General features: G+C 40.7%; 25 protein-coding genes. 13 read left to right on the top strand and 12 right to left on the bottom strand.

The genetic code is table 11. The features are described 5' to 3' along the window. The first annotated feature begins 168 nt into the window (after nt 1-168). Nucleotides 169-1,629, top strand: a complete 1,461-nt coding sequence (locus tag ACRWQN_RS07485) for an HDOD domain-containing protein (RefSeq protein WP_434940348.1) — start codon at nt 169-171, stop codon at nt 1,627-1,629. A 102-nt stretch (nt 1,630-1,731) separates the two neighbouring features. On the opposite strand, the gene ACRWQN_RS07490 is transcribed toward ACRWQN_RS07485, so the two are convergent. The 4 genes from ACRWQN_RS07490 to ACRWQN_RS07505 all read right to left on the bottom strand — a co-directional run bounded on the left by ACRWQN_RS07490 (nt 1,732) and on the right by ACRWQN_RS07505 (nt 4,576). After that, the gene (locus ACRWQN_RS07490; RefSeq protein WP_434930214.1) at nt 1,732-2,364 is read right to left on the bottom strand and encodes a nuclear transport factor 2 family protein; all 633 of its coding nucleotides are present in this window, start codon (nt 2,362-2,364) and stop codon (nt 1,732-1,734) included. A 123-nt stretch (nt 2,365-2,487) separates the two neighbouring features. Beyond that, the gene (locus ACRWQN_RS07495; RefSeq protein WP_434940349.1) at nt 2,488-3,312 is read right to left on the bottom strand and encodes a M90 family metallopeptidase; all 825 of its coding nucleotides are present in this window, start codon (nt 3,310-3,312) and stop codon (nt 2,488-2,490) included. A 132-nt stretch (nt 3,313-3,444) separates the two neighbouring features. Further along, entirely contained in the window at nt 3,445-3,810 is a 366-nt protein-coding gene (locus ACRWQN_RS07500) for a CopG family transcriptional regulator (RefSeq protein ID WP_434928658.1), read from the bottom strand. A 19-nt stretch (nt 3,811-3,829) separates the two neighbouring features. Beyond that, entirely contained in the window at nt 3,830-4,576 is a 747-nt protein-coding gene (locus ACRWQN_RS07505) for an AAA family ATPase (RefSeq protein ID WP_226410545.1), read from the bottom strand. A gap of 344 nt (nt 4,577-4,920) precedes the next feature. Here ACRWQN_RS07505 and ACRWQN_RS07510 point away from each other — a divergent pair, with 344 nt between their 5' ends. Then, nucleotides 4,921-5,151, top strand: a complete 231-nt coding sequence (locus ACRWQN_RS07510) for a DUF3820 family protein (RefSeq protein ID WP_434928660.1) — start codon at nt 4,921-4,923, stop codon at nt 5,149-5,151. Here ACRWQN_RS07510 and ACRWQN_RS07515 read toward each other — a convergent pair. From ACRWQN_RS07515 to ACRWQN_RS07530, 4 genes are all read right to left on the bottom strand, one after another. Continuing rightward, complete coding sequence (locus tag ACRWQN_RS07515) at nt 5,134-5,619, bottom strand: GNAT family N-acetyltransferase (RefSeq protein ID WP_434940350.1); 486 nt, start codon at nt 5,617-5,619, stop codon at nt 5,134-5,136. The genes ACRWQN_RS07510 and ACRWQN_RS07515 overlap by 18 nt on opposite strands. A gap of 115 nt (nt 5,620-5,734) precedes the next feature. After that, complete coding sequence (locus tag ACRWQN_RS07520; RefSeq protein ID WP_434928662.1) at nt 5,735-6,037, bottom strand: NrfJ; 303 nt, start codon at nt 6,035-6,037, stop codon at nt 5,735-5,737. A gap of 78 nt (nt 6,038-6,115) precedes the next feature. Beyond that, the gene (locus ACRWQN_RS07525) at nt 6,116-7,855 is read right to left on the bottom strand and encodes a bifunctional metallophosphatase/5'-nucleotidase (protein ID WP_434940351.1); all 1,740 of its coding nucleotides are present in this window, start codon (nt 7,853-7,855) and stop codon (nt 6,116-6,118) included. Nucleotides 7,856-8,032: 177 nt separating this feature from the next. Next, nucleotides 8,033-9,091, bottom strand: a complete 1,059-nt coding sequence (locus ACRWQN_RS07530; RefSeq protein ID WP_434928664.1) for a CNNM domain-containing protein — start codon at nt 9,089-9,091, stop codon at nt 8,033-8,035. A gap of 153 nt (nt 9,092-9,244) precedes the next feature. Between ACRWQN_RS07530 and ACRWQN_RS07535 the strand changes: the two genes are divergently transcribed. The 9 genes from ACRWQN_RS07535 to ACRWQN_RS07575 all read left to right on the top strand — a co-directional run bounded on the left by ACRWQN_RS07535 (nt 9,245) and on the right by ACRWQN_RS07575 (nt 19,856). Further along, complete coding sequence (locus tag ACRWQN_RS07535) at nt 9,245-10,366, top strand: bifunctional tRNA (adenosine(37)-C2)-methyltransferase TrmG/ribosomal RNA large subunit methyltransferase RlmN (protein ID WP_434940352.1); 1,122 nt, start codon at nt 9,245-9,247, stop codon at nt 10,364-10,366. 32 nt (nt 10,367-10,398) lie between these two features. After that, entirely contained in the window at nt 10,399-11,187 is a 789-nt protein-coding gene (gene pilW, locus ACRWQN_RS07540; protein WP_434928666.1) for a type IV pilus biogenesis/stability protein PilW, read from the top strand. Continuing rightward, a complete protein-coding gene (locus ACRWQN_RS07545; RefSeq protein WP_434940353.1) occupies nt 11,184-12,236 on the top strand; it encodes a RodZ domain-containing protein in 1,053 nt (350 codons plus the stop codon). Before pilW ends, ACRWQN_RS07545 begins: the two co-directional genes overlap by 4 nt. Nucleotides 12,237-12,365: 129 nt before the next feature. Next, the gene (ispG, locus tag ACRWQN_RS07550) at nt 12,366-13,481 is read left to right on the top strand and encodes a flavodoxin-dependent (E)-4-hydroxy-3-methylbut-2-enyl-diphosphate synthase (RefSeq protein ID WP_226410536.1); all 1,116 of its coding nucleotides are present in this window, start codon (nt 12,366-12,368) and stop codon (nt 13,479-13,481) included. A gap of 108 nt (nt 13,482-13,589) precedes the next feature. Continuing rightward, nucleotides 13,590-14,864, top strand: a complete 1,275-nt coding sequence (gene hisS / locus ACRWQN_RS07555) for a histidine--tRNA ligase (RefSeq protein WP_226410535.1) — start codon at nt 13,590-13,592, stop codon at nt 14,862-14,864. A 15-nt stretch (nt 14,865-14,879) separates the two neighbouring features. Then, complete coding sequence (locus tag ACRWQN_RS07560; protein WP_434928668.1) at nt 14,880-15,500, top strand: tetratricopeptide repeat protein; 621 nt, start codon at nt 14,880-14,882, stop codon at nt 15,498-15,500. 11 nt (nt 15,501-15,511) lie between these two features. Then, nucleotides 15,512-16,744 (top strand): outer membrane protein assembly factor BamB, encoded by a 1,233-nt coding sequence (gene bamB, locus ACRWQN_RS07565; RefSeq protein WP_434928669.1) that lies wholly within the window; start codon nt 15,512-15,514, stop codon nt 16,742-16,744. Nucleotides 16,745-16,849: 105 nt separating this feature from the next. After that, nucleotides 16,850-18,313 carry a ribosome biogenesis GTPase Der gene (der, locus tag ACRWQN_RS07570; protein WP_434940354.1) on the top strand — a complete coding sequence of 488 codons (1,464 nt, stop codon included), beginning with the start codon at nt 16,850-16,852 and terminating at the stop codon, nt 18,311-18,313. A 229-nt stretch (nt 18,314-18,542) separates the two neighbouring features. Then, entirely contained in the window at nt 18,543-19,856 is a 1,314-nt protein-coding gene (locus ACRWQN_RS07575) for a BamA/TamA family outer membrane protein (RefSeq protein WP_434940355.1), read from the top strand. A gap of 166 nt (nt 19,857-20,022) precedes the next feature. Here ACRWQN_RS07575 and ACRWQN_RS07580 read toward each other — a convergent pair whose 3' ends face one another. The 4 genes from ACRWQN_RS07580 to ACRWQN_RS07595 all read right to left on the bottom strand — a co-directional run bounded on the left by ACRWQN_RS07580 (nt 20,023) and on the right by ACRWQN_RS07595 (nt 24,078). After that, a complete protein-coding gene (locus ACRWQN_RS07580; RefSeq protein ID WP_434940356.1) occupies nt 20,023-21,630 on the bottom strand; it encodes a DUF3300 domain-containing protein in 1,608 nt (535 codons plus the stop codon). A gap of 74 nt (nt 21,631-21,704) precedes the next feature. Then, a complete protein-coding gene (locus ACRWQN_RS07585) occupies nt 21,705-23,051 on the bottom strand; it encodes an ATP-binding protein (RefSeq protein WP_434940357.1) in 1,347 nt (448 codons plus the stop codon). 5 nt (nt 23,052-23,056) lie between these two features. Beyond that, complete coding sequence (locus tag ACRWQN_RS07590) at nt 23,057-23,734, bottom strand: response regulator transcription factor (protein WP_434928674.1); 678 nt, start codon at nt 23,732-23,734, stop codon at nt 23,057-23,059. A 2-nt stretch (nt 23,735-23,736) separates the two neighbouring features. Then, nucleotides 23,737-24,078: a PepSY domain-containing protein gene (locus tag ACRWQN_RS07595; RefSeq protein WP_434940358.1), complete on the bottom strand. Its 342-nt coding sequence runs from the start codon at nt 24,076-24,078 to the stop codon at nt 23,737-23,739. Between the two features lie 258 nt (nt 24,079-24,336). Here ACRWQN_RS07595 and ACRWQN_RS07600 point away from each other — a divergent pair, with 258 nt between their 5' ends. Beyond that, a complete protein-coding gene (locus tag ACRWQN_RS07600) occupies nt 24,337-25,275 on the top strand; it encodes a choice-of-anchor H family protein (protein ID WP_434940359.1) in 939 nt (312 codons plus the stop codon). 129 nt (nt 25,276-25,404) lie between these two features. Further along, the gene (locus ACRWQN_RS07605; protein WP_434928677.1) at nt 25,405-26,082 is read left to right on the top strand and encodes an OmpA family protein; all 678 of its coding nucleotides are present in this window, start codon (nt 25,405-25,407) and stop codon (nt 26,080-26,082) included. The last annotated feature ends 18 nt before the right edge of the window (nt 26,083-26,100 follow it).

The following is a 26,100-nucleotide window of genomic DNA, read 5'->3' on the forward strand; positions in this document are numbered from 1 at the left end:
ACCCGTAAGTTTTTAACCAATTCGTTTGTGTTACGGCCCTTTATGGGCCGCTTTTTTATGCTAAATGACATAATATCAACTTGGGTATTAATAAGATCTCCATCACTGGGTGATCTTGAGTATACTTGTCACAATATATCCACAATTATTTAATCAAAAAAGACAACTATGACAGCCAATCAATCTCATAAAGGTGTTGAATATTGGACCAAGCGCATTAGTGATCAAGAGATGCCAGCCCTATGTTCAACCGTTAGAGATTTAGAGCAGCTTGCCAAGGATGACGTCTCCTCTTTATCGTTACTCGGTCGCAGTGTGATGCACGATAATGCATTAACTTCACGCATTTTACGGGTTGCTAACAGCGCAATTTACAATAAAGGTATTAATCAAGTGTCTACCGTTAGCCGAGCGGCTGTGGTACTAGGGTTTGATACCATTAGAAATATCTGCCTAACTGCTAGATTATTATCCAGTTTACTTGAAAGTCATAACCTTTCAGACAGTGTATTTAAACGCTTATTAAAGCTGATGGCCCAATCGTTTCATGGGGCAATGATCGCCCGTATGATGGTGAGCGATCGTGATGAAGCCTTAAGAGAAGAAGTGTTTATTGCTACATTACTCTATCGCATTGGTGAAAGTGCTTTCTGGAGTACGGGTGGCACATTGGTGGATGAATTGGATGCAAAATTGCTATCCAATCCTGATAGTATTGAGCAGTTAAGTATTATCCGTGGTGAGCTTGGGACATCATTTAATCAATTAACCCAAGGCATTGCCAGAAACTGGGGCTTAGGTGGCATGCTACTTAAAGCATTGAATAACCCCGATGAACGTATGCCTGAAATTCGGTGTATTTTTATTGCCGATAAACTGGCTGAGTCTATTGCCCAGCCTCAGTTAGATCCGCAAGGTTTTCAAAAACGGTTAAAGCAAGCGGCTGATATGCTTGATATTAGCATTGAAGAGTTTAACTTACGCTTAGTGCGTTGTAATCAAGTTACCCATAAATTAGCGGTCGATTATGGTGCTAAAATATTAGTTGAATTTATTCCCGATACTGAAAAAGTGTTTGAATCACTTGATGCTCCTCAACCTGAAAGCATACTGCGTGAGGCCAATTTATCGATTCAGTTGACTAAACTACGTGAGTTAACGGGTTTTGCTATTACTAAAACCGACTTTAATCAGGTAATGCAAACTGCGTTAGAAGGGATATTTACCGGTGTAGGGGTAGACCGTTGCGGGGTGTTGTTATTGTCACCTAATCGAAAAACGCTGCTGCCAAGAGTCGCCATGGGTGATGATGCGCAAACCATGAAAACTAATTTTGTTATTGAGTTAACGGATCACAAATCTATTTTTGCCCAGTGTATTGAACAAAAGAAACCCTATTGGGTATCTCAAGTCAGTGGGTCTGAGCCACAAAGTTTGGCTAGTGATCTGACTGAAGACTTGTCGCGAGAAGGCTTTTTAATTGCACCGCTAATGGTTGGCACTAAGGTGTTAGGTGTTTTTTATGCTGATAGGCATGCTTCATTTAGACGATTTGAACAAGCTGATTTTGATGCTTTTACCCATTTTTCACAACTTGCTAATGTGTGCTTTAGCGTGGCAATGAAATAAGTTTTACATTATTTATCGACTTAAAAAAAGCCCTTAATGATAAGTCACTAAGGGCTTTTTAATATAACTAATTTGAGTTTTTTTCGATTACTAATAGCCGTGTTATTGTTTAATTAACGATGTGATACGTTTGGCTTTATCATTTGGAATGGGAAAGCTTAAATGATATTGCGCTATCTTCCAGCCTTGTTCAGTATTAATTAGCGCACCAGTACCACGGCTAATGCCGTACGAGGGGCTATAAAGCTGTTCATCAAATACAATAACATCGCCAATTTGAAGTAAATGACGAGCTTGAAGATCATAGCGCCAGCCATTAGTGGGTGTTGCATATTGTTTAAATTGCTCCATATTCCAACGCTCATTGGCGTCAGTGCCAATAAAAATCGCATCTGGGTGATATAAGCTAAAATAGCTTTCCCAGTCAGCCGACATGGCACTTTCATGTAGCTGGTTCAGTAAGCCATTAACATTGTGACTATCTTCTTCTGTTAAGCCTTGGCTATCTAATGCTTGGTCAACTTGGTTTAGGTTTGTGATAACAGCTGGCGTTTCATCACTGCTTAGCTCACTTGCAAGTGTTTGTTGATTACTTTTATTTGTTACCGCTTTACTCGCTTGCTCTGCAGTGGTTTCACTATCGAGATGTTGTAGCGAATTAGCATTAATATCAAATGCACTAACCGTTGTGAGTAATACTGCGATAAAGCCAAGTTTATGAATAATTGATTGCATGGTTATCCCTGCTAAATAAAACTAATGTTGTGTTGTTATCATTGTTATTGTTTGTAAAAAAACAGACGTTCAGTATTTTTGATAAGTATATGGCGATATATTAGCCTTGAGTAAATGATACTTTTAGTGCCAATGTATTGGGTCTAATTGATAAAACTGACTTAACTCGTTATACAGTTTAGGATGTTGTTGAAAGAACTGTTTTGGTTTTTCAAAAAAGGTTTCGCTTATCACCGCAAAAAACTCTGCTGGATTAGTCGCACCATAGTAATTGAATAATGACGGTATTTGCTGTGACGCGCAATACTGTAACTGATTAAATTCTTTACCTAGCGTGGATGACCAATGGGCATAATCTTTAATTTGTCTTAATGCCGGCGCGCCATTTGCGGGACCATTTTCTTGATCGAGTTGATGAGCAAATTCATGGATCACCACATTTTCACCGTCATAAGGGTCTGCTGCGCCATTTAACGTGTTTTGCCATGACAGAATAACTTTACCATTTCCCCACGACTCACCTAATAAGACACTTCTATGCTGTGATGTTACGCCAGCAAAATCGACTTTTTGTTGTTCTACGATAAATGCGTGTGGGTAAATTAAAATCTGCTTGAGGTTAGGGTAGTAGTCCGTTTTACGATTAAGCAGCAGTAAACAAGCTTGTGCTGCAACCGTGACTTTCATCTCATCGGTAATCATCAGTCCGTCACAGCCAATAAATTGTTTTTCATCTATAAAAATTTGAATATGTTTCTTAAGCTGTAGCTGTAAATCAGTTGGCATGCTTTTAAAATACGGAAATCGATGACGCAATATAATGCGCCATGATTTAGGGAAAGCTTGCAGGCAAACATTTTGGCGATGACGCTCTCGTCTAAATGAGGCGCTGGTTATCCAACCTATTGCTGCAGTAGCAATAATGGAGACAATTATAATGGCAATCATGAGCACGCTCAAATTTAGGTGATAAACAAGAGATGGGGTAATGTTAATCAATTTTCAAGCAGATAAAAAAACTGGCATACAATTAATGCTGCCAGTAAAAAGGGTGGGGATAGAGCAATACTACTTTTATGACTATGTAGGAATAGATTTAAGTTGAGTTTCTAATTCAAACTTTTGATAAAGCTTTTGTTTATCTTCATCAGATAACAGGTTGTGCTCTGCGATCAAATGCCTGATTAATTTTGATTTAGCTAATTGACTCGCCTGGCTAAACTGCGCCAATTGATTAATTGCCTGTTCACTTAAGGTAAATGTGGCACGTCTAAAAGGCTGTTTACTGACCTGAGTTACTGATTCAGCTTTTACATTAATAGACGCTATTGCGCGTTTGTTATCACGACATTGTAAAAAGTCGACAACGTTGCTGGGCCGAGCAAACTCATGGGTTTGCCCTAGTGCATATAAGCTGGCAGTGTCGATAAACTCTTCAACAGACATCTGCCTCTTAAAACTCGATTTACATGACGAGGCGTTTTTCTTGAGATCGGCCAGTGCCATAATTCCCCCTCAGTGAAGTGACATTTCGCGGCGATAACCGCTGTTCCATTATTTGCTTAGCATTTTCAGCTTGCAGTAACTCACATGCTATTGCGCGCATTTCTTCAGCCGCTTTACCATTAGGTTCTATTTCAATAACCGATAAACCCGACTCTTCGCTGTCATCATAAATGTTACGGCAGTAATTAATTGCCTCTAATACGTCAATGTCATAGGTACGACAGACATCTTTCGCTTCTAGAATTCGCCCAGCTTGATTAGGTAAATTAGGGCATTGAGTGATCACAAAGGCGGCGCGCATTTTAGGATTGATCATCATACAAGTAGACACAATATCATCCATGTGGCTGACGGTTTTAAGATCACGTCGTTTTGGCCTAAGTGGCATGAGTACATGTGATGCCACTGACATTGTTGCTCTAAGGGCAAGGTTGTCTTGACCACCGCAATCAACCAGAACATAGTCATAATGCTGCTCTAGACTTAATAAATCATTACGGATTTTTCCGTAAAGTTGCACACAGTTAATCGGCGGTAGTTGTGGATTATTGTTACGCGCTTGGATCCAATCTGATGTTGTTCGTTGTGGGTCACAATCGACCATAATGACACTGGCTTTTGTTTCTTTGGTAAGAAATACAGCGATATTTTGGGCTAGACAGCTTTTACCACTACCGCCTTTTTCGCCACCAACTAGAATAATCATTTTACCTGCCCCTCATCATTGAGTGATATACCTTACTTTAATCTTGTGTGGTATAGCACGTCAATTAGCTGATTTTTGACACTTTTTATAAACTGTCTAGATGATTTTTTGTTGACGCTATTCTATTGTTAGACAAAAAATTGACCCTGATGGGAAGACAGTGTCAATGTTGCCAAAAGGTTAATGAAATGAGTTGCTTGAAGCGGATATTTTAAAAAACGATTTTATTAAATTAAGGTGCTTGAATAGAATGATTGTTTTAATATAATCAAATGTAACTATTTTCTATTTTATTATTTCAAAAAAATATAAATAATTGTTTTATATCGAGGCAAAGCAGACACATGAATGAGCAGCAGCTACTTGAAGCGATTAACCAGACTATGCCTTTTGGTAAATATGCCGGGCGAAAGTTATTAGAATTACCCGAACCCTATTTAGTCTGGTTTCACGCCAAAGGGTTTCCTGAAGGTAAGTTAGGTCAGCAGTTAGCATTAATGTACGAGGTGAAGTTGAATGGGCTTGAAGGCATGCTACAACCACTTTTAAATAAAAACTCACAACGATTTGATTAAGTTAAACGTTGCTAAAGTTTGATTTTTCTTTACCCGTAAATTTGATTTAACTAATACAAAGCCATTTTTCTCAAATAGGGGTTTAGATAGATATGATGCATCAACGCTGAGTTGGTTATAGTGTTGCGCAGTCGCCCATTGCTGCGCGTGTTGAAGCAACTGAGTTGCTAAACCCTGGTGTTGGTAGCCTGGGTGGACATAAAGACAATCGATATATCCTCGGCTTTGGTATGTTGTTTCAAGACCAATAAATCCTAATACGTTTTTGAATTCATCTTCAATGACCCAAGCTTTGCTAAGTTTATATTGCTGCAGCCAATACTTGGTTGAGCGAGGCGCTGCAGACCAAGCATTTTTTTTGGCATCATTATACCTAGGATGGTTAATGGCTTGCACTGACTGATGATAAATATGGCTGATATCAGCAGCGTAGCTAGGTAGGAAACTAACGATGTTTAGTTGGGTCATGGTATTTTATCAGGAGGGTTATAAAAAATCGGTCAACTCAGTTTAAGTTAACTTAGCTAGGATTAACCGATCATTAAAGTATAAATTTTTTGCAGTATCAGCCGTAAATTGATGGTTACTTTTTAATAATATGACCGACAAACATAATTTCATCAAAGGTACGGTCCAGGCTTGCGCTTTTAAAGTCGCTCATCCACATTTGTTCAGACATTTCAACATTGTCGCCTTTCACTATTTCAACTTGAGGACCCGCAGCCCAATAAGTTTTATCGGCTTCTTTAACTTGAACATAGGTATAACCACCGCCATTCATAGTATCAATAACTTCACCTTGATGGACAACACCTTCAGCCCAAGCCGATGACACACCTAAAACAAGCATTGTAGCGGCGAGTGCTTTAATCAATTTTGTTTTCATTAATGTTCCTTAATTGTTTTTAGTATTGGCGTCATTAAAACACGCGAGGTAGCTACCGTCTGTGATCCAAGCCAAAAATTATCTATGGCTAATGTAATTAATATTCACAATTTGTTGCTGACCTATTTTGTAACCATACTGGCAAACAAAGTCAATAAATGCTTCAGGTAGGTTTTTACTTTCTACCGGTTGCTGCCACAGGGCTTTTAAAAGTGCACCATATCCCTCACGTCCAGTCGCAGTGTAAGAACTGGATACCCCGATATAAAGCTCATTAGGCTGTAATAGCACCCATTGCTCGTTTCGATACACTTCAATAAGGGTAATTCTGGCGCCTAAAGGTTGGGTCCCATCATAGCTATAACGGATCCCATATGGGTATGGAAAACTGCCTGCACCTGTGCCTATTACACCATTATTGGTGGCGGCGTTAATGGTCGACTCTAGCACCTCAATTATGTATTCGCCTTTGATTTGATAGGTCACTAAGGGCAATTCAAAAGGTAATATACGGCCAAATACATCGGCTACGGAAAGCTGACCTTTACTGAGTGATTGCCTTACGCCACCGGCATTGTGCAGTGCAAAATCCAATTTAGGCTCAACTAATTGAGTCGCTTTAAACATGCTTCTACTGACCCAAGGCGCAATTTCACTGCCGTGGGGAAAATGTTTACTGGGCAGGCGAGTATGAATAAAGTCTTTTGGAATATGGGCCAATATTTGACTTTCTAATGCCACTAAAGCAGGACGATACTGTGATTGAATCACCTCATCAATGGCATTATCTTGCGCAGCGTTAAGCATATTCGGATGCTGGCGAAGAGTATTGATGAGTGTGTGTTGTAGTGTGTCCGCTACCACCTCATCAGATGCTTGACTCACTTCCACCTTGTTACCGAGCATAAAGTAATTATCACCAGTAAATTGACACACTTTGCCTTCTTTATCCAAAGATAGCTCAAGTAGACCTATGGTTTCGGCATACTTTCCCGCGTGAAAAATAGGAGTGTTATTAACGGTTTCGCCGTAGGGAAGGTGAGACATGCCAACGGCACTAAAATCACCTTGTAAGGTATGTGAATGACCGCCAATAATTAGACTGATACCATCGACTTTACTGGCAAGTTCTCGGTCTTGATCTAACCCTAAGTGGCTTAACACTAGGATATGTTTTATCCCTTGTTGATGTAATGCATCTACGGTACGTTTAGTCGTTTCAATAGCGTTGACAAACAAGGTGTCAGGATCAGGTCTGGCAATCAGCGGCATTTGATCTAACGTAATACCAATAATGGCCATTTGCGTATCATAAAAAGGCTTGATTAAGGTTTTAGCAATGCCTTGCTCAACGTTGTAATCTAATAATTGAGGGTGATCACGCAGTACGCCTTCTTTTTCGGTTTCTTCTTGGCTTAAGTCCATATTACCGGCCATTAACGGAAATTCGATGCGATTTAAAAAGGCTTTTACTGGACTGTTACCAGCATCGATTTCATGGTTACCAAGTACCATAGCATCGGGTTTAAGTAAATTGAGTAAATGGGCGTTTGCTGAACCTTGAAATTCACGAAAATACAGTGTGCCTTGGAAGCTGTCGCCACCGTGAAGAAATAAGAACGGCTGTTGTTTAGCATGTGCTTGCTGGCGCGCTTGTTCAATGCGATATCCCAGCCGAGCATATCCGCCTGTATCGACTTTTAGGCTGTAAGCTTGCTGTTGATGTTGATGTTGCAGGGTAAACTTGACCTGGCTTGGCTCAAAGTTAGAGTGGGTATCATTAATGTGGGCAATGGATAAACGGTAAGATTTTGGCATTTTTTTCCTCAGCTGATTGCCCTTATGCTAGCATTTTTAGATCAGCAGGTACTAATTTACCTCACTCAACGGTATCATCTTAGGGATACTTTAGCTGTGATACCGTTAAGCAAGGATAAACTTAGCTTTATGATTCAGTTTAGCCTATACGCTATCTGAATCTTATTTGATTATGAATTAATGGGTTTCGCCATCATTTGATAGCACTATGCCTTTACTTTCAATTCGACGTAACCATAGCTTTCGCGCTAATGCTTGCATGTCTGGCGCTAAATCCTTGGAGTCGACAATTTCTAAACCAATTAACGTTTCGATAATATCTTCAATAGTGACAATGCCTTCACTTGAACCATACTCATCAACCACTAATGCCATTTTTGCATTACGTTTTATCATCATTTGAAACAGTGGCAGTACTTTTGCGGATGCAGGAATAACCAGTAAGCTTTTTAGCAGATCGCCAATTGGCGTTTCTGGTGTCTGGCGGGCTGAGAGCAAAATATCATTACGATTAACATAACCAATCACATTGTCACGGTCACCCTCATATAAAGGAATACGAGTGAAAGGACTGGTTAGGTGTTGGTCAATAAACTTTGAATGACTAATGTGAGTGGGCAGTTTAAAAATTACCGTTCTAGGCGTCATTATATTAGCAACACTCATGTCTTTGACTGACAGCATTTGCATTAAAATTTGTGACTCTTGCTCACCCAACTCGCCACTGTCTTTACCCATTTTAGTCATAGCGCTGAGTTCTTGACGAATATATTGGCCTTGTTCGCCTTTGCCTAAAAGACTGGTTACTTTTTGTGACATCCAAATAAGTGGAAGGGTTAATTTTTCCATCCAAAATAAACAGACTGACACTGTTGGCGCAAGTTTACGCCAATGATTGGCGCCTAATGTTTTAGGAATAATTTCTGATAAGAATAAAATTAAAAATGTTAATACTGCAGAAAATACCCCAAGCATTTCACTGCCAAACACCACAGAGGCTTGAGCACCTGCAACCGCTGCGCCGGCAGTATGAGAGATGGTATTTAAGGTTAAAATTGATACGAGAGGAGATTCGACATTCTTTTTTTGCTTATCAAGCAAAGCGGCAATTTTAGGATTGGATTCTCTTAAATTGGCAATGTAGCTGGGGGTTACAGATAAAAGAACCGCTTCAAAAACACTGCAAAAAAACGAAATCGCAATAGCGATAAATACAATAAAAAACAGAGTTAACATATATGTGGTGAAAACTTCCTAATAGCAGGCAATATTGCCAAGGGCTATTATCATATATTCATATTGTTAAATCCAGATATACTGGCTAAAACGTGACGCTGCCTGTATAATTCGCCGCCCTGTTACAGGTTTTAGGTGTTTGAGGTTAGGCTAATGAGTGAAAAGAAAATCAATTTATTAAATCTTGATCGTAAAGGACTACGAGCATTGTTCAGCGAAATGGGTGAAAAACCGTTCCGTGCCGATCAATTAATGAAGTGGATTTATCACTTTGGTGTTAGCGACTTCGAAGAAATGAACAATATAAACAAAGCATTGCGAGCTAAACTTGCTGCTAGATGTGAAATTGTTGCACCTGAAATTGCCAGTTTTCAAAAATCAAATGATGGCACAATTAAATTCGCTATTGACGTCGGTCAAGGTCAAGAAGTTGAAACCGTTTATATACCTGAAGAAGGACGTGCAACCTTATGCGTGTCTTCTCAAGTAGGTTGTGCACTTGAATGTACTTTCTGTTCTACTGGGCAGCAAGGATTTAACCGTAACTTAACAGTGTCTGAAATTGTCGGTCAAGTTTGGCGTGTATCGCAATTTTTAGGTTTTCATAAGGATACCGGCGACCGTCCTATTTCTAACGTAGTAATGATGGGAATGGGCGAGCCGTTATTAAACCTTGCTAACGTTATCCCTGCAATGGACATTATGTTAGATGATTTTGGGTTTAGTCTTTCTAAGCGTAGAGTAACTCTATCAACATCGGGTGTTGTGCCTGCACTGGATAAACTAGGTGATTTAATCGATGTGGCGTTAGCCGTTAGCATTCATGCGCCTAATGACGAGCTACGTGATGTGCTTGTTCCAGTTAATAAAAAATATCCTTTACAAGAGTTCTTAGCCGGCATTCGTCGTTATTTAGCTAAGTCTAATGCTAATCGTGGTCGAGTCACTGTTGAATATGTCATGCTCGATCATATTAACGACAGTACTGATCAAGCACACGAATTAGCCAAACTAATAAAAGACACCCCTTGTAAGATAAATTTAATTCCATTTAATCCTTACCCTGGGTCACCTTATGGTCGCTCTTCTAATTCACGTATAGATCGTTTCTCTAAAGTCCTTGTGGAGTACGGTTTGACTGTGATTGTACGTAAAACCCGTGGTGATGACATTGATGCTGCATGTGGTCAACTTGCTGGTGATATCCGCGACCGCACCAAACGTTTAGCAAAAAAACAAATGCAACAAAACCAGATTTCAGTCACAATGGATTAACTCTTTGTTTTGCACAATAAATAGGCCATAAAATGAAACAAGGAATACAGTACATTGCAATAGTGGGTTTATTAGGTGCATCTTTAAGTGGCTGTGTTACCGAACGAACTTACACCGGTACAGACATACCTGTTGCAGAGCGAGATATTGATAAAGTTGCTGCAGCGCGTGAACGTATGCAATTAGGGCTCACGTATTTACGTCTTGGTAATGGCGAGCAAGCTAAATATAATTTAGATAAAGCGATTGAATTTGCACCACACATAAGTGAAGTTCATGTTGCTATGGCTTATTATTATCAAACTGTGGGTGATTTAACACGCACAGAAGACGCCTATGGTGATGCAATTAAAGCCAGTGATGCATCTGGTGATGCTAAAAATAATTTTGGTGTGTTTTTATGCCAGCAGAAAAAATATGCCCGCGCTGAAACCATGCTACTAGAGGCGATAGAAACACCTAAATATACCCGAGTCGCATCAAGTTATGAAAATTTAGGTGTGTGTAGCCGTAATAACGGTGAACCAGAAAAAGCGCGACAGTATTTTAAGATGGCGTTAAAATACGATCCGCGTCGAGGCAACACATTAATTGGATTGACAGAGTTGGCCATGGATGATGCCGACTATGCAGACGCTCGCAATATTTTATCAAGATATCATCAGGTTGCGAATGAAACTGCAGAAAGCTTAGCGTTAGGGATAAAAATAGAACAGGAAATTGGCGACATTAACGCCATGAAACGATTTGGTATTACCTTGATAGCCAAATTTCCAACATCTTCTCAAGCCAAAGAATATAGAGCAAACTTGCTTAAATGATAAAAGAACAATTAGACGAAACTACTGAAGTAGCAGCAGTATTAAATGACATTGCCACCGTCGGGGCAATACTAAAAGCAGCGCGTGAGAAAAAAGGTGTTACTGTTGAGGCGGCAGCATTGCAGCTGCATTTACGTCCCAGAATTCTGAACGATATTGAAGCTGATAATTTTACTAATATTTCATCTAATACCTATGCACGTGGTTATATCAAGAACTACGCGCGTTTTGTTGATGCCGATATTGTTTTAATAAAGCAATGCCTAGATCAGCAAATACCTGAATATGTCCCCCCAACGATGCAAAGTTTCTCGCGTAAAACAACCCGTCAAGCTAGGGATAGCCGAGTAAACTTGGTCACCTATGCGATTGTGATTATTTTGCTCGCTATGTTGGTGTTATGGTGGGTACAGAAATCAGATGTATTAACTGAGTCTAACTTCGCTTTACCAACAGTTGAAGAAATACAAGCTGAAACTGCCAATACTCAATCTGGGGTGTTAGTGCCGACTCAAAGAGATGTCGCGACTGGTTCCATCGAGGTAATTGAACCTACTAATCCGCAATCTGAGCAATTAGGTATCACAGAGAATGAATTAATTCAAAATGCTGCAGAAACTAATCTAGGTGCAAGTGAAGTCAATCAAACTGATAACCTTGTTAGCAATAGTAATGCCTCTAGTAACAATGGTTCTGCTAATCGCGATAACCTAAGCGCGACTCAACAGCCTAGTGTCATTGTGCCAGCGCCTATAGCTTCAATACCATCTGCTACGGCAGACAATAATACTGTTTCTAGTGCTAGTACCTCAGTTGTAACTATGGATGTGACAGCTGATTGTTGGATTAACCTTGTCGATGTTACTGGTAAAGTCTTGATCGATGGTGTTAAAAAATCAGGGCATAACGTTAAAGTTACAGGTGAAGCGCCTTTCAAGTTGATTTTAGGTGCGCCACAGTCGGTAACGTTAGCCGTTGATGGCAATAATATTGATTTATCTGAGTATACTAATGGCCGTGTGGCGCGATTAACGTTAACTAAGCCATAGTCCTAGTTTGGGTTTGCTGTTATTTTGCTAACTCAATTGCTTATGCATTCTGATGAATCAATTTTTTGCGCTGATTGAATAGCCAAATTGATAAAACCAAATTGACAAAAATTAGTAGAGCAATATTGCATGTATAACGAATCTCCAATTATCCGCAGACCTTCAACACGCATTTATGTTGGAAACGTCCCGATTGGTGACGGCGCACCCATTGCTGTGCAGTCGATGACCAATACAAAAACCGATGATGTAGCCGCTACAGTTGCGCAAATTCTTGCCCTTGAAAAAGTGGGCGCTGACATTGTACGTGTTTCAGTACCGACTATGGATTCAGCCGAAGCATTTAAACTCATTAAGCAGCAAGTGAATGTACCCTTAGTGGCCGATATTCATTTTGATTATCGTATTGCATTAAAAGTGGCTGAATACGGCGCAGATTGTTTACGCATAAACCCCGGCAATATAGGTAATGAAGCCCGTATCCGCAGTGTGGTAGAATGCGCACGCGATAAAAACATTCCAATACGTATTGGGGTTAACGGTGGTTCATTAGAAAAAGATCTCATGGATAAGTACCGTGAACCCACACCTCAAGCGCTAGTTGAATCGGCTATGCGTCATGTAGATATTCTAGACCGTCTTAACTTTGATCAATTTAAAGTCAGCGTAAAAGCCTCCGATGTATTTCTTGCGGTCGAATCTTACCGTTTATTGGCTAAGCAAATTAGACAACCATTGCATTTAGGCATTACTGAAGCGGGTGGTTTACGTTCTGGTTCCGTTAAGTCAGCAGTTGGATTAGGCATGTTACTCGCCGAAGGTATTGGCGATACAATACGTATTTCGTTAGCCGCAGATCCAATTGAAGAAATCAAAGTCGGATTCGATATTTTAAAGTCACTGCGTATTCGCAGTCGTGGTATTAACTTTATTGCTTGTCCATCTTGTTCTCGTCAAGAGTTTGATGTGATAGCAACAGTAAATGAATTAGAACGCCGCCTAGAAGATGTCACAACAGCTATGGATGTATCCATTATTGGTTGCGTCGTTAATGGACCAGGTGAAGCCTTGGTTTCCCACATAGGCCTAACGGGTGGCAGTAACAAAAGTGGCTACTATGATGATGGTGAACGTCAAAAAGAGCGTTTTGACAATAATAATATTGTTGATGGGCTAGAAGCTAAAATTCGTGCAAAAGCCCGTTTAATGGCTAACAGAATTGCTATTAGCGATAAAACCGAATAATTTTGTGCCAATGCTAAACCTTAAATTATTTTAGGGTTCAAGCATTGGTGATTTTTTATCAGCTAACTGAGATGCAGTTAGCTTAGCAACAGAATGGACGAGTTACCTGTGGCAAAACAAATCCAAGCAATTCGTGGTATGAATGATCTTCTACCCACCCAAAGTCCAGTTTGGCAAAAAGTTGAGTCGATTATTCGCTCTTCAGTCAGTGCTTTTGGTTATAGCGAAATTCGAACTCCAATTGTAGAAAGTACTGAGCTTTTCAAACGTTCTATTGGTGAAGTGACCGATATTGTTGAAAAAGAGATGTACACCTTTGAAGACCGTAATGGCGACAGTTTAACGCTTCGACCTGAAGGTACTGCATCAACAGTGCGTGCAGGTAATGAACACGGTTTACTCTATAACCAAGAGCAGCGCTTGTGGTATATGGGGCCTATGTTCCGCCATGAACGTCCTCAAAAAGGGCGTTATCGTCAATTTCACCAGTTTGGCGTTGAAATATACGGTATTGGCAGTGCCGATATTGATGCAGAAGTCTTGATGCTTTCAGCCCGATTATGGCAGCAGTTAGGCATTGAAGATCACGTATCATTAGAATTAAATACCTTAGGTGATCCAGCAGAGCGCGCCGCGTATCGTGATGCATTAATTGCGTTTTTAGAACAACACAAAGATGTGCTTGATGAAGACAGCAAGCGTCGTATGTATACTAATCCACTTCGTGTTCTCGATTCTAAAGATCAGCAAGTGCAGGCTTTATTGTCCGATGCGCCAGCGTTAATGGATTACTTAGGTGAAGACTCGAAAACACATTTTTCAACATTATGTGAACTCTTAGACGCTGTGGGTATCCAATACACCATTAATCCGCGTTTAGTGCGTGGATTAGACTATTACAATCGCACAGTATTTGAATGGGTAACAAGCAGTTTAGGCTCGCAAGGTACTGTATTAGCCGGTGGCCGTTACGACGGCTTAGTTGGTCAATTAGGTGGAAAAGATACTCCCGCAGTGGGTTTTGCTATGGGATTAGAGCGCATTGTATTGCTGCTTGAAACCTTAGAGCTTAATGATGATATTGCTCCAGAAGTTGATATTTATGTCACGGCAATGGGCGATAATTGTCTTGTTGAAGCGATTAAAGTCGCGCAAGAGTTGCGTCAGGGGCTACCAAGCCTTAAAGTCATGAGTCATTGTGGCGGTGGTAATTTTAAAAAGCAGATGAAGCGTGCTGATAAAAGCGGTGCACAATTTGCGTTAATTATTGGTGAGAATGAAATTACCAATAATCAAGTGGCTATTAAGCCGTTAAGAAACAATAACGAACAACAATTAGTTACCCGCAGTGAGCTGGTAGCTAAAATTGCAGAACTGATTTAGAAAGGGGAAGTGCGCGTGGAAATTTATAGCACAGAAGAACAACAAGTAGATGCTATCAAGCAGTTCGGTAAAGATTATGGCGCATCTATTATAGTCGGCGCTGTAGTAGGTTTAGGCGGTTTATATGGCTGGAATACTTATTCTGATATGAAAGTGACCGCATCAGAAGAAGCCTCTGAATCTTTTGATAAATTGGTTGTTAATGCAGCCAATCCAGCATTATTTATTGAAGGTGCTGAAAGCTTCGTTAAAGCTCATGATCAAAAAGGTTACCAAGCATTACTGGAATTAATGACAGCGAAAGCGGCTGTTGAGTCTGGTGATTTTGTTAAGGCTGAAGATGCTTATAAGCGCGTTATTGTTGCTAAGCCTGGCTCAGGTATAGATATGGTGGCAACGATCCGTTTAGCACGCTTACAAGCTGAGCAAGACAATGTTGGCACTGCATTAAAAACTTTGGAGGCTGTCACTGATGATGCGTTCAAATCGCAACGCGAAGAATTAAAAGGTGATTTTTTGATTCGTCAAGGCGATGTAGACAGTGCAAAACAGGCATATCAAACAGCAATTGATAATGGCGGTGCATTAACTAATCCAGCATTGACAATGAAGTTAGATAACCTAAACAAAGCATAAGGAATTACCCAATGAAGTTATGGTGTAAAAATTTCCTTGCCGTTGGGTTAGGTATGGCCCTTATTTCTGGGTGTTCTTCAAACGATGTTGAAGAAGAGCCGGTTAGTGAGCTAGTCGAAATTCAAGCAAGTGTATTCCCTCAAGTGAGTTGGAGTACCAGTATTGGTAATGGCGTAGGTGATTATTACTCACAACTTCGTCCAGCAATACGTTATGGCAAAATTTTTGTAGCAGATCGCAACGGCAATGTGAGTGCTTATGATCAGCAAACCCTAGAGTTAGTATGGGAAAAGGACTTTTCTAGCGAGTTTGAAGAAAAACTGAACATTAAAACCAAAGGTATACGTTTAGCCGCCGGTATTACCGCTGCACGTGACAAAGTGTTTGTGGGCGGTGAAACCGGTCTGTTAGTGGCATTGGATGAAGCAACAGGTGATGTTGTTTGGTCAGTACAAGCTAACGGTGAATTATTATCTGCGCCCACAGTTGCAGAAGATGTCGTGACTGTTCACAGTAGTAAAGGTGCTTTTGAAGCATTTAATATCGACAGTGGCGAAAAGTTATGGAGCCATGACATGCAGCTTCCGAATCTAACCCTACGCGGTACAGGGTCGGCGGCATATGAAGCTGGTGGATTTTTTATTGGTACTGCTGATGGTAAAATTGCTGTTGTAGTTAAAAACAGTGGCCAAATTGCTTGGGAGCAAGCTATTTTTACCCCAACTGGCGGTAATGAATTTACCCGCATGGCTGATGTGGATATGACGCCATTGATTTTAGGGGACAATTTATACGCCATTAGCTATAACGGTAATTTAGTTTCCATGGAGTTACGCACTGGTCGAGTGATTTGGTCACGTAAGTATTCAAGTTTCAACGAACTTGCAGAAGCCGGTTTAAGTTTATATTTAGTGGATGATCGTAGTCGAATTTATTCGGTTGATCGCCGCAATGGACTGGAACTTTGGAGCAATTCGACCCTTAAAAATCGTGAACTTACTTCACCAGCCATTATTGGTCAGTACTTAATTGTAGGCGATTTTGAAGGTTATCTTCATGTATTAAATCGTGAAGACGGTGCCGTTGTTGGCCGAGTTGAAGTTGATAGCGATGGCTTATATGGCCAACCTTTGGTTGTAGATGATAAAATTTATCTACAAACTCGCAATGGTACATTAGCTGTTGTAACCCTAAACGGTGACGGCAGTGTTGCAACAAACGAAGAAGTTGCTGCTGACGAATAATTTCGCAGCAGCAATTTTTAGACAATAGAGTATAATGTACTCTATTAGAGCCCCTGGAAGCTTTCCGGGGGCTTTTTTATTGAGAAGTATTTTAGAGGCAAAATCATGATCCCTGTAGTGGCCCTTGTTGGGCGACCCAATGTCGGAAAATCGACGTTATTTAATCGTCTAACACGTACCCGTGATGCATTAGTCGCCGACTTTCCTGGCTTAACTCGTGACCGTAAATACGGCCGAGCGTTTTTAGCTGGCTATGAATTCATTGTGGTTGATACCGGCGGTATCGATGGCTCAGAAGAGGGGATCGAAACTAAAATGGCAGAGCAGTCATTAGCTGCTATTGAAGAAGCTGATGTTGTTTTGTTTATGACCGATGCAAGAGCAGGCTTAACGGCTGCTGATTTAGCTATCGCTCAACATCTACGTAGTCGCGATAAAGTCACCTTTGTTGTGGCTAATAAAGTCGATGGTATTGACGGTGACTCTGAGTGTGCTGAGTTTTGGTCGCTTGGTTTAGGTCAAGTGTATCAAATGGCCGCGGCTCAAGGCCGTGGCGTTACCAATATGATTGATTACGCCTTAACACCTTATGCTGAAGCTATGGGCATTGTTCGTATCGAAGAAGATACTGGTGATGTTGTAGAGCGTGAATATACTGAAGAAGAAGCTGAGGCTGAACAAGCTCGCTTACAAAGCTTGCCGATAAAGTTAGCGATTATTGGTAAACCCAATGTCGGTAAATCAACGCTTATTAACCGTATTTTAGGTGAAGAAAGGGTTGTTGTTTATGATGAGCCTGGTACCACCCGTGACAGTATTTATATTCCGATGGAACGTGAAGGTCGTGAGTATGTCCTTATCGATACCGCAGGTGTTCGCTGCCGCAGTAAAGTACATGAGGTCATTGAAAAATTCTCTGTTATTAAGACCCTTAAAGCCGTTGAAGACTGTAACGTTGTGTTACTTGTTATTGACGCCCATGAAGGTATTGCCGAGCAAGATTTAGGTTTGTTAGGTTTTACCCTAAATGCTGGCCGGGCATTAGTGATCGCGGTAAACAAATGGGACGGTATTGATCAAAATATTAAAGACCGCGTAAAAAGCGAATTAGACCGCCGTTTAGGTTTTATCGATTTTGCGCGTATTCACTTTATTTCTGCACTTCATGGTACGGGTGTAGGCCATTTGTATGAATCTATTGAAGAAGCTTATGATAGTGCGACACGCCGTGTGAGTACTTCAATGTTGACTCGTGTTATGCAAATGTCTCAAGATGATCACCAGCCACCATTGGTGAATGGTCGCCGAGTTAAGCTTAAGTATGCCCATGCTGGTGGTTATAATCCGCCAATCGTCGTGATACACGGTAACCAGGTAACTAAGTTACCCGATTCGTATAAGCGTTATATGATGAATTATTTCCGCCGTTCATTGAAGGTGGTTGGTACGCCAATTCAATTACGTTTCCATGAAGGTGCTAACCCGTTTGAAGGCCGTGGCGAGAAGTTAACTTTAAGCCAAGAGCGTCGTCGTAAACGTGCTACTAGCCATATTCGTGATCGTAAATAAGATTGTGATTCATAAAAAGCCTGACTTGTTCAGGCTTTTTTGTTTTTAACATGCCTGCCTATTAGTCTGCTTATTAGATAAAGCTTAATGATGTTCATATTAAATCAAGCTTTCTAGTATGGGCTACTGAAGCGGTATAATGATTCGATGATAGCTAATATATTTTTCAGAGTTTCAATATTTTATGTGATTTTTTAAGTCTCTATAGATTTAGCCATTAGGGAGTTTAATGAACAGACAATACCGAGTATTAATCGTTTTGGCTTTTCTCTATCCTGGGATGATTCATGCCGCACCTGCAGCGAATGTTAAATCTTCAGTGAATCGGATAGACAATAGCGCAAAAGTGAGAGAACAACTCATTTTACCTTATGCTTTTAGCACCGATACCATGGGAGTTAATTTAGGTGTGGGTGCCATGTCAAGTGGTTACTATCAAGATCAAATGACGCTGGGGTTAACGGGTTTTACCGGTGATGTCAGTAGCGGGATTGGTGGTGGGGTATGGAACTTTATGTTACCTAAAACCGATCGTTTTTTTTTAAGTGTCTACGGCATGATCGGCTATTATCCACAGCAGCGCGCTTATGCTGATCCTAGAGAAAGTTTTATTGATCAACATATGCCACTTTCAGGTAGTAATCATTCTTCTGCGGAGCAATATTTAGAAGCTAATGGCTCGTCAAATTGGTTTGATATTAAATTAGAATACGCTTTACCTTGGGGAGCAACGGAAGCAGGTGGCTTGGTCAATTATGAGATTAAAAATGGTTTATTAGTTTCAGCGCCAAGCGGTGGCAGTGAATGGAACCCATTAACCACTGGCGCTTCGGTATTAGTGCTTAGGCAATTTAACCGCTACCAGAGTTTTGAATTTGAAAATGACAAACTCGATGGGGCAGTCCATGCTATCGAGTTAGGCATTTTATACGACAATACTGATTTTCCGATTAACCCGTCATACGGTAGCAGTCAATACTTATCCATTTCCCATGATGCAGGATGGTTAGAGTCAGATAGCCAGTGGTCTTTTATCAATTTAGATGTTAGTAAGTACTTCTCTATAGGTCCTTCTGAATATGCTAGCCAAAGGGTCATTGCTTTGAATTTCTGGACCGGTTACTCGCCGTCCTGGGAGTTAGAATATAATGACAATAATGATCGCCGAGTCACAAATAGCGCCCCCTATAATGAAGGGGCTACTTTAGGTGGTTTTTATCGTATGCGCGGCTACGATCAAAATCGTTTTCATGATAAAGCGGTTATTTATGGCACTGCTGAGTATCGTTATACCTTGAAGGGCAACCCAATCGAAGATATCCGTTGGTTACGTTTTTTGCACTTAGATTGGTTTCAGTTAGTGGGTTTTGTTGAAGCAGGGCGAGTGGCAGAGTCGTATAAGACGAGTGAATTATTAAGTGATATAAAATATGATTATGGGGTATCAATTCGAGCCTTGATGGCTGGATTAGTTATCCGCACTGACTTAGCAAAATCGGATGAAGGCACTAATGTGTGGATAATGGTTGATCATCCGTTTTAATTCGCTTTTTTATTGTCACCACGACGATGGCGCTATGATGTTAATATTAGCCTAGCGCTGAAGCTGAACTATAACGGGTTAGTAAAGTCTGCTAATTATGGGCCAAATTAATGATCAAAAAAAGCTAACACAATCGTGTTAGCTTTTTTGCACTTAACTATTATTATCAACGCTCGATTCCACGCGATTTTGAACCACTGGTATTATGGCTAGGTTGTCTCTGTGGCGCAGTTCTCGCCGATGACTGCCTACTGCTATCTGCTTGCCTATTACTACTGGCCTGCCTGTTAATCTCTTGTCTTGCTGGCGGCTGTGCTACCTGATGGCTCGGCTTACTTGATATTTGGTTATTAAAGCTCTGATTACTCGGTTTTTGACGCGACAGCTCTCTGGTATTATTCAGTTCCCTCGACGCTTTAGCTGGCTGTTGGTCAGCGTTATTGGTTTGTGTACGCGTAACTTGTGTATACGTTCTGGTGTTTCTATCATTGTTTTTATATTGTGCAGGTTCCTTTTGGCGCTGCAGTTCGCGACTGACTCGGTCGTGTTGGCCAGGAGTAGTATTGGGTTTAGTATTCAGCTGTTTATCGTTCAACTGTTTATTATTTAACTCTCTATTCTTTAATTGGCGCTCATCGATACTGCCCGAGCGATTACCGGTGAATGCATCGTCTCGAGTCATTTTATTATTTGAATAATTTTGGCGTTCTTTGCCCGCTAGCTGTAATGATTGATTCACTCTATGCTGAGGTGAATTATCCACTTTATAAGCCGCTTGACTGTTATGTGAACGTGGCTCTTTGTTCAGTGTTCTGCTTTGTGCTTGCTGCGTGTTATTACGCATGCTTCTCGCCTGTTGGTGTTGCTGATAACGCTGTGGTGAATCATAACGTTTACTCACCGAGCTGCTTCGATAGGCTACCCCATGGCGATGAGTAGGTTGATGCTTCCAGCGCTTCGCACCACTGCTGTAGGCAATTTTACGTGAAGGTTGATAGTAATTGCTATGACGGTGATTAATCACAACCACACGACGTTGAGACCAATGTACAGAGCCAAAGAAGTAGTTAAAATTAACATAGACGCTTGGTCCCCAATAAATGGGTCTGTGGTATGCATAGACTGGACGGGTATACCAATATACTGGCGGATAAGCGTGCCAATACCAGTTACCATAAACCACTCGAGTGTCGTAGTAAGGCACATAAATCACTTCTGGCTGAGCAGGCTCAATAATGATCTGTTTCTCTACTTTGGTGACTCGCATATTGTCCATGTTATCAAAGCTATTAGCGTCATCCGCCTGGCGGCGCAAGGTTTGCACCATGGCTAGTACGGCTTCTTCATCTTGCAAGAAGGCATCGCCTAGGTTTTGAACCCAATCAAGGTCGTCATTTAGCTTTTCTAATACGCTAGGAAAAGCGGTTAATGCGATAACACTAGGGTCCCATGACTGACCTTCAGCTAACTGCATTCTGGTGCTGACATCGACATCTTTTTGTTTTTTCACCCAGCGATTAGCCTGGACTAGCTCTAATGGATAGGTAGTGGCAATCAGAATGTGAGTTAATAGACTATCAGGGTATAACGCGATAGGGGCGAGTATTTGCGCAAGTTCAGCTTCTGAAATAGTCTCTTCAGCGATACCTTGTTGTCTTTGCTCAGATGTTGATTGAGCAGCGTGGGCACTAAACAATGGCATGGCAATAATGACAACTGACATTATCGCAAATATGCGTATAAATAGTGACGGTAGTGAGTTAGTCCATTTCATATTATCTCCAACACTCTGGCTAAGTTAGGGTGATAATACAAAACTGAAAATGAACATAAGCTGAAAGCAGAATTTTATAATGTAAATGTTAGGCTAAATTTTGCGCCGCCTAAATCGTTTGATTTACCGACATTCAGTTTTCCTTGATAGCTATTGACTAAGTCACTCACTATCGCCAGCCCAATACCGTGACCTTGCTGATAAGTATCAGCACGCGCTCCGCGTTCAAATATTAAGGTTTGCTGTACTTCAGTTAGCCCTGGTCCATCATCCTCTACAATGATATGTAAGGAATCTATGGTGGTTTCTACAGTTAGTAATACTTGATATTTTGCTGCTTTACAGGCGTTATCAAGTAAGTTGCCTATCATTTCACTTAAGTCGGTACTGTCGCCTTTGAAAATCGCAGCTTGGTCATTATGTTGCGAGAGCTGATAATCAATATCCTTGTGACTGTCATGGTAAATTTTACTTAAGGTACGGACTAACTTTGTTGCGGTGTCGCCGACATTAACCCCTAAGTGCCAGGCATTTGCGGCGACGCTTTGGGCTTTTTTCAGCTGGTAACCAATAATATGATTGATATGATCAAGCTGCTCATGGCTATCTTGATTTAGTTCTGGTTGAGATTTAATTACTGCTAATGGGGTTTTTAAGCTGTGGGCTAAATCTGATAAGGCATTACGATAGCGTTTACGTTGTTGTTGTTCAGTATGCAGCAACACATTGAGCTGCTTTGCTAAAATGCTTAATTCATTGGGATATTGTTGATTAAGTTCAGTCAGTTTACCTTGTTCAACCAGGGTTATTTCATCGCTGAACTGGCGTAAAGGCTTAAGTGTCCATGCCAGCCAAATAGCTTGAATTGCCACTAAAACTAGCATCAATATACCAATCCAACTCCACAGAGTACGATTAAACTCACGGGCCTGTAATTGATAATCTGATTCATCTTTAATGATGTGGATTGTTATGGGAATAAGTTGCTTGTTAAGGGCAAAGCTAACGGTAAAACTAAACACAACATGTTTAGTTTTATCTATTTTAATTCGGTAAAACTGGCTTTCACCGACCGGTGGTTGTTGTAGCGTTGGGGTTTTAAGGCCGAAAAAAGACCCTGAAGACCACACCACTTTATGTTGTACATTACTGACCAATGCATATAAACCTGAGCCAATAACATTGAATTGATTTTCGACCAAATGAGGAGGCATGTTGACGTCGCCATTGTCGACTTCTGTGACCGCCAATATGCTATACATATAGGCATTTAGCTGGTTTTCTATCGATAAGGCGATTTGTCTCTCGAAGGCTTTATTGACCGTAAAACCAATAGCTGGCAATAAAACCACTATCAGTAACAAGCCACTTAATACAAAGCGGGCTTTGAGTGAATGTCGCCAATGCCTAGTTGCTGTCATGGTGATTAATCTTGCAAAGAACGCAGGCGATAACCTTGGCCACGCAAGGTTTCAATCAATTGATATTGATTGTCGGGGTCGAGTTTTTTTCTAAGCCTGCGAATAAACACTTCAATAACATTAGAATCTAAATCAAAGTCTTGGTCGTAAATATGTTCAATTAAGGTCGATTTTGAAATGACTTCACCTTGATGCAACATCAAATATTCAAACAGTTTAAATTCAGAACTGCTTAGGGTGATTGGCTGTTGCAGAAGGCTTAACGCTAATGTTCGGGTATTTAATTGCAAAGGGCCGTTATTGATAACAGGGCTGGCTTGCCCTGCAGAGCGACGAATCAGTGCATTTAAACGAGCGGATAATTCTTCTACTTGAAAAGGCTTGGTTAAGTAGTCATCAGCGCCAGCATCTAAACCTTTTACTTTGTCTTGCCAACCATCTCTAGCCGTTAAAATTAAAATAGGGTAGCTGATCCCTTGCTGACGTAATTGTTCAATTAAGCTAATGCCGTCAATTTTTGGTAAACCGACATCGATAATCGCCGCATCAAATAGAGTTTCTTGGGCTTGAAATAAGCCGTCCTCACCATCAGATGCTACATCAACACTGTAATTAGCCTGTTGTAAATGCTGGACTAGATTGGCTTGTAAGCTTAAGTCATCTTCAACTAATAATATGCGCATTGTTAATTCCTCGACACTGCGCCGGTAACGGCATTTACGCTAGCATAAAACACTACGCCATCATTGCTGAGTAATTTAACACTATACCCTGGGTTGCCATTCACTTGGCTTGACTGTACCCGCAACACTTTGCCACCAAATTGGCTTTGAGCACGACTTGAGGCTTGTTGAGGGCTTCTTATCACTAAATTTTGCTGCTTATTATTTTGTGGTCCGGGTTGCTGCAACACGGCAAGGTTAAGCACAACTGACGATATTTGAGCGGAACTTGGCAAGCTAATGCATAGCAAGCTACACAGCAGGGATACCAATATCATTACGCATTTTAAGGGAGCCAGATTCATGTGTTATTCCATTTAGCCAAATTAGTACGCGGTTGAAGTATTCACTGCGATCACAATAATGGTGAGTCATTTTCTGCAAAATCAATCATCAGTGTAAAAGATCCTCTTCAGTTTAGAAACAGTTAACAAACTATAAGATTGATTATCGAATAATGAAAATGAATACAGACTGAATATAAAATTTTTCTATTTGTTCAGCTTCGATTCATTTTGAATAGTCTTTAATGCACTTAAGCGAGAAGTCATTAAGGAATTATTATGCAGTCGAATTACTCAAGATTAGCGACACAAGTAAAGGGTGTTCTTATTGGTAGCATGATTATGGGCAGTTTATGCGCATCGTCATCGGTTATCGCCGATAATAATATATCTACGCCGCATGCCGTAAGTGAAGGTCGAGTGGTTAACAATCAAGCTGCGACTTTTGTTAATGAAGACAGAAAAAATCAAATTGAAAAGCTTAAGCAAAGCGCAAAGCGACTCAATAACAACCAAAGTGTAAGTAAACCATTATTGATAGACCGTGATGCACGTATTGCAGCATATCAACAAGGAACAATCGCGCTACCTGAGCTGAAGTTATCTGAGCAAAAGCCCGCCCTAACTAAGAATGCAACTAAACTGAATCAGGTAACTCAATTACAGGTTCAGCAGCAACAGCAAACCTATGTTGGTTATCGCGATTTCTCTGTCTATCAAGCCCATAGCCGCTTGTTTGACGATATTGATCAAGACGGATTCTACCAAACCTTTAGCGTGACATTCGATGCTGACGTGTATGGTTATACCCTTAATGAACCGGCCAATGTGTATGCGGAAATGTATTTAAGCCGTAACGGAGGGCCTTGGGAGTATTATTATACTACCGATGTATTTACCATTTATGGTGAATCAGAAGATGATGATTTTGAAGTGCTGACCACATTGAGCCAAGGGTATAAAACTGATTATTACGATGTGCTAATCGATTTATATGAGTACGGTTATACCGATGTGGTTGCAACCTTAAGTGCAGATCAATCTGATGGGTTATATGCCTTGGCATTAGAAAGCAGTGATCGTGATGTAATTTATCAAGAAGTCATCGTTGAAGAAGTGGTGATAGTTGAGGGGGGAAGTCTGTCATGGGGCGTATTATTACTACTATTTGCAGGCTTATTCAGCAGACAGGTGATGTCTCTAAAAAATCATAAGTAATAAAGATAGTAAAGAAGCGAGTAATCGTTACAATCACCTTCATTTCGAACATTGCCACGTACTAAGTTTACAGGTGATGTTAAAAAGTGGTGTTAATAGCCGCTAAATGTTTTAAAAAGAGAGTAAATAATGAGTCATAAAGTAATGAGCAATGTTGTTAAAGTTGTATTCGCATCAGGTGCGCTTTTATTATCGGGTTGCCAACTCCCTAATCCCTATACAGGTGAAGCTGAAAACAGCAAAGCAACTAACGGTGCCATTATTGGTGCAATAGGTGGAGCCGTTATTGGCGTGGCATCATCAAGTAAAAAAGATCGTGCTAAAGGTGCAGCCATTGGCGCCGCATCGGGTGCTGCGTTAGGTGGTGGTATTGGCTATTACATGGACGTGCAAGAAGCTGAATTACGCAAGCAGTTAAAATCGACTGGCGTAAGTGTCACCCGTAATGGTGATAATATTATCCTTAATATGCCTAATGATGTGACCTTTGCGGTTGATCAAACTGTACTGAGTACACGCGCTAAATCAGTATTAAACAGTGTGGTATTAGTTGCCAAAGAATATGATGACACCCGCTTAAATGTCATTGGCTATACCGACAGTTCAGGTTCTGATTCTTATAACTTACGTTTATCGCAAGTGCGAGCCAGCGAAGTTGCTCAATATATTACTAGCCAAAAAGTGAGTGGTTCACGTGTATCTTCTACTGGTATGGGCGAATCAAGCCCTATAGCCAGCAATGATTCTGAGCAAGGTCGTGCGCAAAACCGTCGTGTTGAAATTGTGCTTACTCCGATGGGTAAGTAATAAAGACTTAGCTTATCG

Source organism: Shewanella sp. HL-SH8 (assembly GCF_051165765.1).
Classification (GTDB): domain Bacteria; phylum Pseudomonadota; class Gammaproteobacteria; order Enterobacterales; family Shewanellaceae; genus Shewanella; species Shewanella glacialimarina.

Excerpts from the sequence above, each read along its gene's own strand:
- ACRWQN_RS07485 (WP_434940348.1), top strand. The coding sequence starts at position 169 with ATGACAGCCAATCAATCTCATAAAGGTGTTGAATATTGGACCAAGCGC.
- ACRWQN_RS07490 (WP_434930214.1), bottom strand. The coding sequence starts at position 2,364 with ATGCAATCAATTATTCATAAACTTGGCTTTATCGCAGTATTACTCACA.
- ACRWQN_RS07495 (WP_434940349.1), bottom strand. The coding sequence starts at position 3,312 with ATGATTGCCATTATAATTGTCTCCATTATTGCTACTGCAGCAATAGGT.
- ACRWQN_RS07500 (WP_434928658.1), bottom strand. The coding sequence starts at position 3,810 with ATGTCTGTTGAAGAGTTTATCGACACTGCCAGCTTATATGCACTAGGG.
- ACRWQN_RS07505 (WP_226410545.1), bottom strand. The coding sequence starts at position 4,576 with ATGATTATTCTAGTTGGTGGCGAAAAAGGCGGTAGTGGTAAAAGCTGT.
- ACRWQN_RS07510 (WP_434928660.1), top strand. The coding sequence starts at position 4,921 with ATGAATGAGCAGCAGCTACTTGAAGCGATTAACCAGACTATGCCTTTT.
- ACRWQN_RS07515 (WP_434940350.1), bottom strand. The coding sequence starts at position 5,619 with ATGACCCAACTAAACATCGTTAGTTTCCTACCTAGCTACGCTGCTGAT.
- ACRWQN_RS07520 (WP_434928662.1), bottom strand. The coding sequence starts at position 6,037 with ATGAAAACAAAATTGATTAAAGCACTCGCCGCTACAATGCTTGTTTTA.
- ACRWQN_RS07525 (WP_434940351.1), bottom strand. The coding sequence starts at position 7,855 with ATGCCAAAATCTTACCGTTTATCCATTGCCCACATTAATGATACCCAC.
- ACRWQN_RS07530 (WP_434928664.1), bottom strand. The coding sequence starts at position 9,091 with ATGTTAACTCTGTTTTTTATTGTATTTATCGCTATTGCGATTTCGTTT.
- ACRWQN_RS07535 (WP_434940352.1), top strand. The coding sequence starts at position 9,245 with ATGAGTGAAAAGAAAATCAATTTATTAAATCTTGATCGTAAAGGACTA.
- pilW (WP_434928666.1), top strand. The coding sequence starts at position 10,399 with ATGAAACAAGGAATACAGTACATTGCAATAGTGGGTTTATTAGGTGCA.
- ACRWQN_RS07545 (WP_434940353.1), top strand. The coding sequence starts at position 11,184 with ATGATAAAAGAACAATTAGACGAAACTACTGAAGTAGCAGCAGTATTA.
- ispG (WP_226410536.1), top strand. The coding sequence starts at position 12,366 with ATGTATAACGAATCTCCAATTATCCGCAGACCTTCAACACGCATTTAT.
- bamB (WP_434928669.1), top strand. The coding sequence starts at position 15,512 with ATGAAGTTATGGTGTAAAAATTTCCTTGCCGTTGGGTTAGGTATGGCC.
- der (WP_434940354.1), top strand. The coding sequence starts at position 16,850 with ATGATCCCTGTAGTGGCCCTTGTTGGGCGACCCAATGTCGGAAAATCG.
- ACRWQN_RS07575 (WP_434940355.1), top strand. The coding sequence starts at position 18,543 with ATGAACAGACAATACCGAGTATTAATCGTTTTGGCTTTTCTCTATCCT.
- ACRWQN_RS07580 (WP_434940356.1), bottom strand. The coding sequence starts at position 21,630 with ATGAAATGGACTAACTCACTACCGTCACTATTTATACGCATATTTGCG.
- ACRWQN_RS07585 (WP_434940357.1), bottom strand. The coding sequence starts at position 23,051 with ATGACAGCAACTAGGCATTGGCGACATTCACTCAAAGCCCGCTTTGTA.
- ACRWQN_RS07590 (WP_434928674.1), bottom strand. The coding sequence starts at position 23,734 with ATGCGCATATTATTAGTTGAAGATGACTTAAGCTTACAAGCCAATCTA.
- ACRWQN_RS07595 (WP_434940358.1), bottom strand. The coding sequence starts at position 24,078 with ATGAATCTGGCTCCCTTAAAATGCGTAATGATATTGGTATCCCTGCTG.
- ACRWQN_RS07600 (WP_434940359.1), top strand. The coding sequence starts at position 24,337 with ATGCAGTCGAATTACTCAAGATTAGCGACACAAGTAAAGGGTGTTCTT.
- ACRWQN_RS07605 (WP_434928677.1), top strand. The coding sequence starts at position 25,405 with ATGAGTCATAAAGTAATGAGCAATGTTGTTAAAGTTGTATTCGCATCA.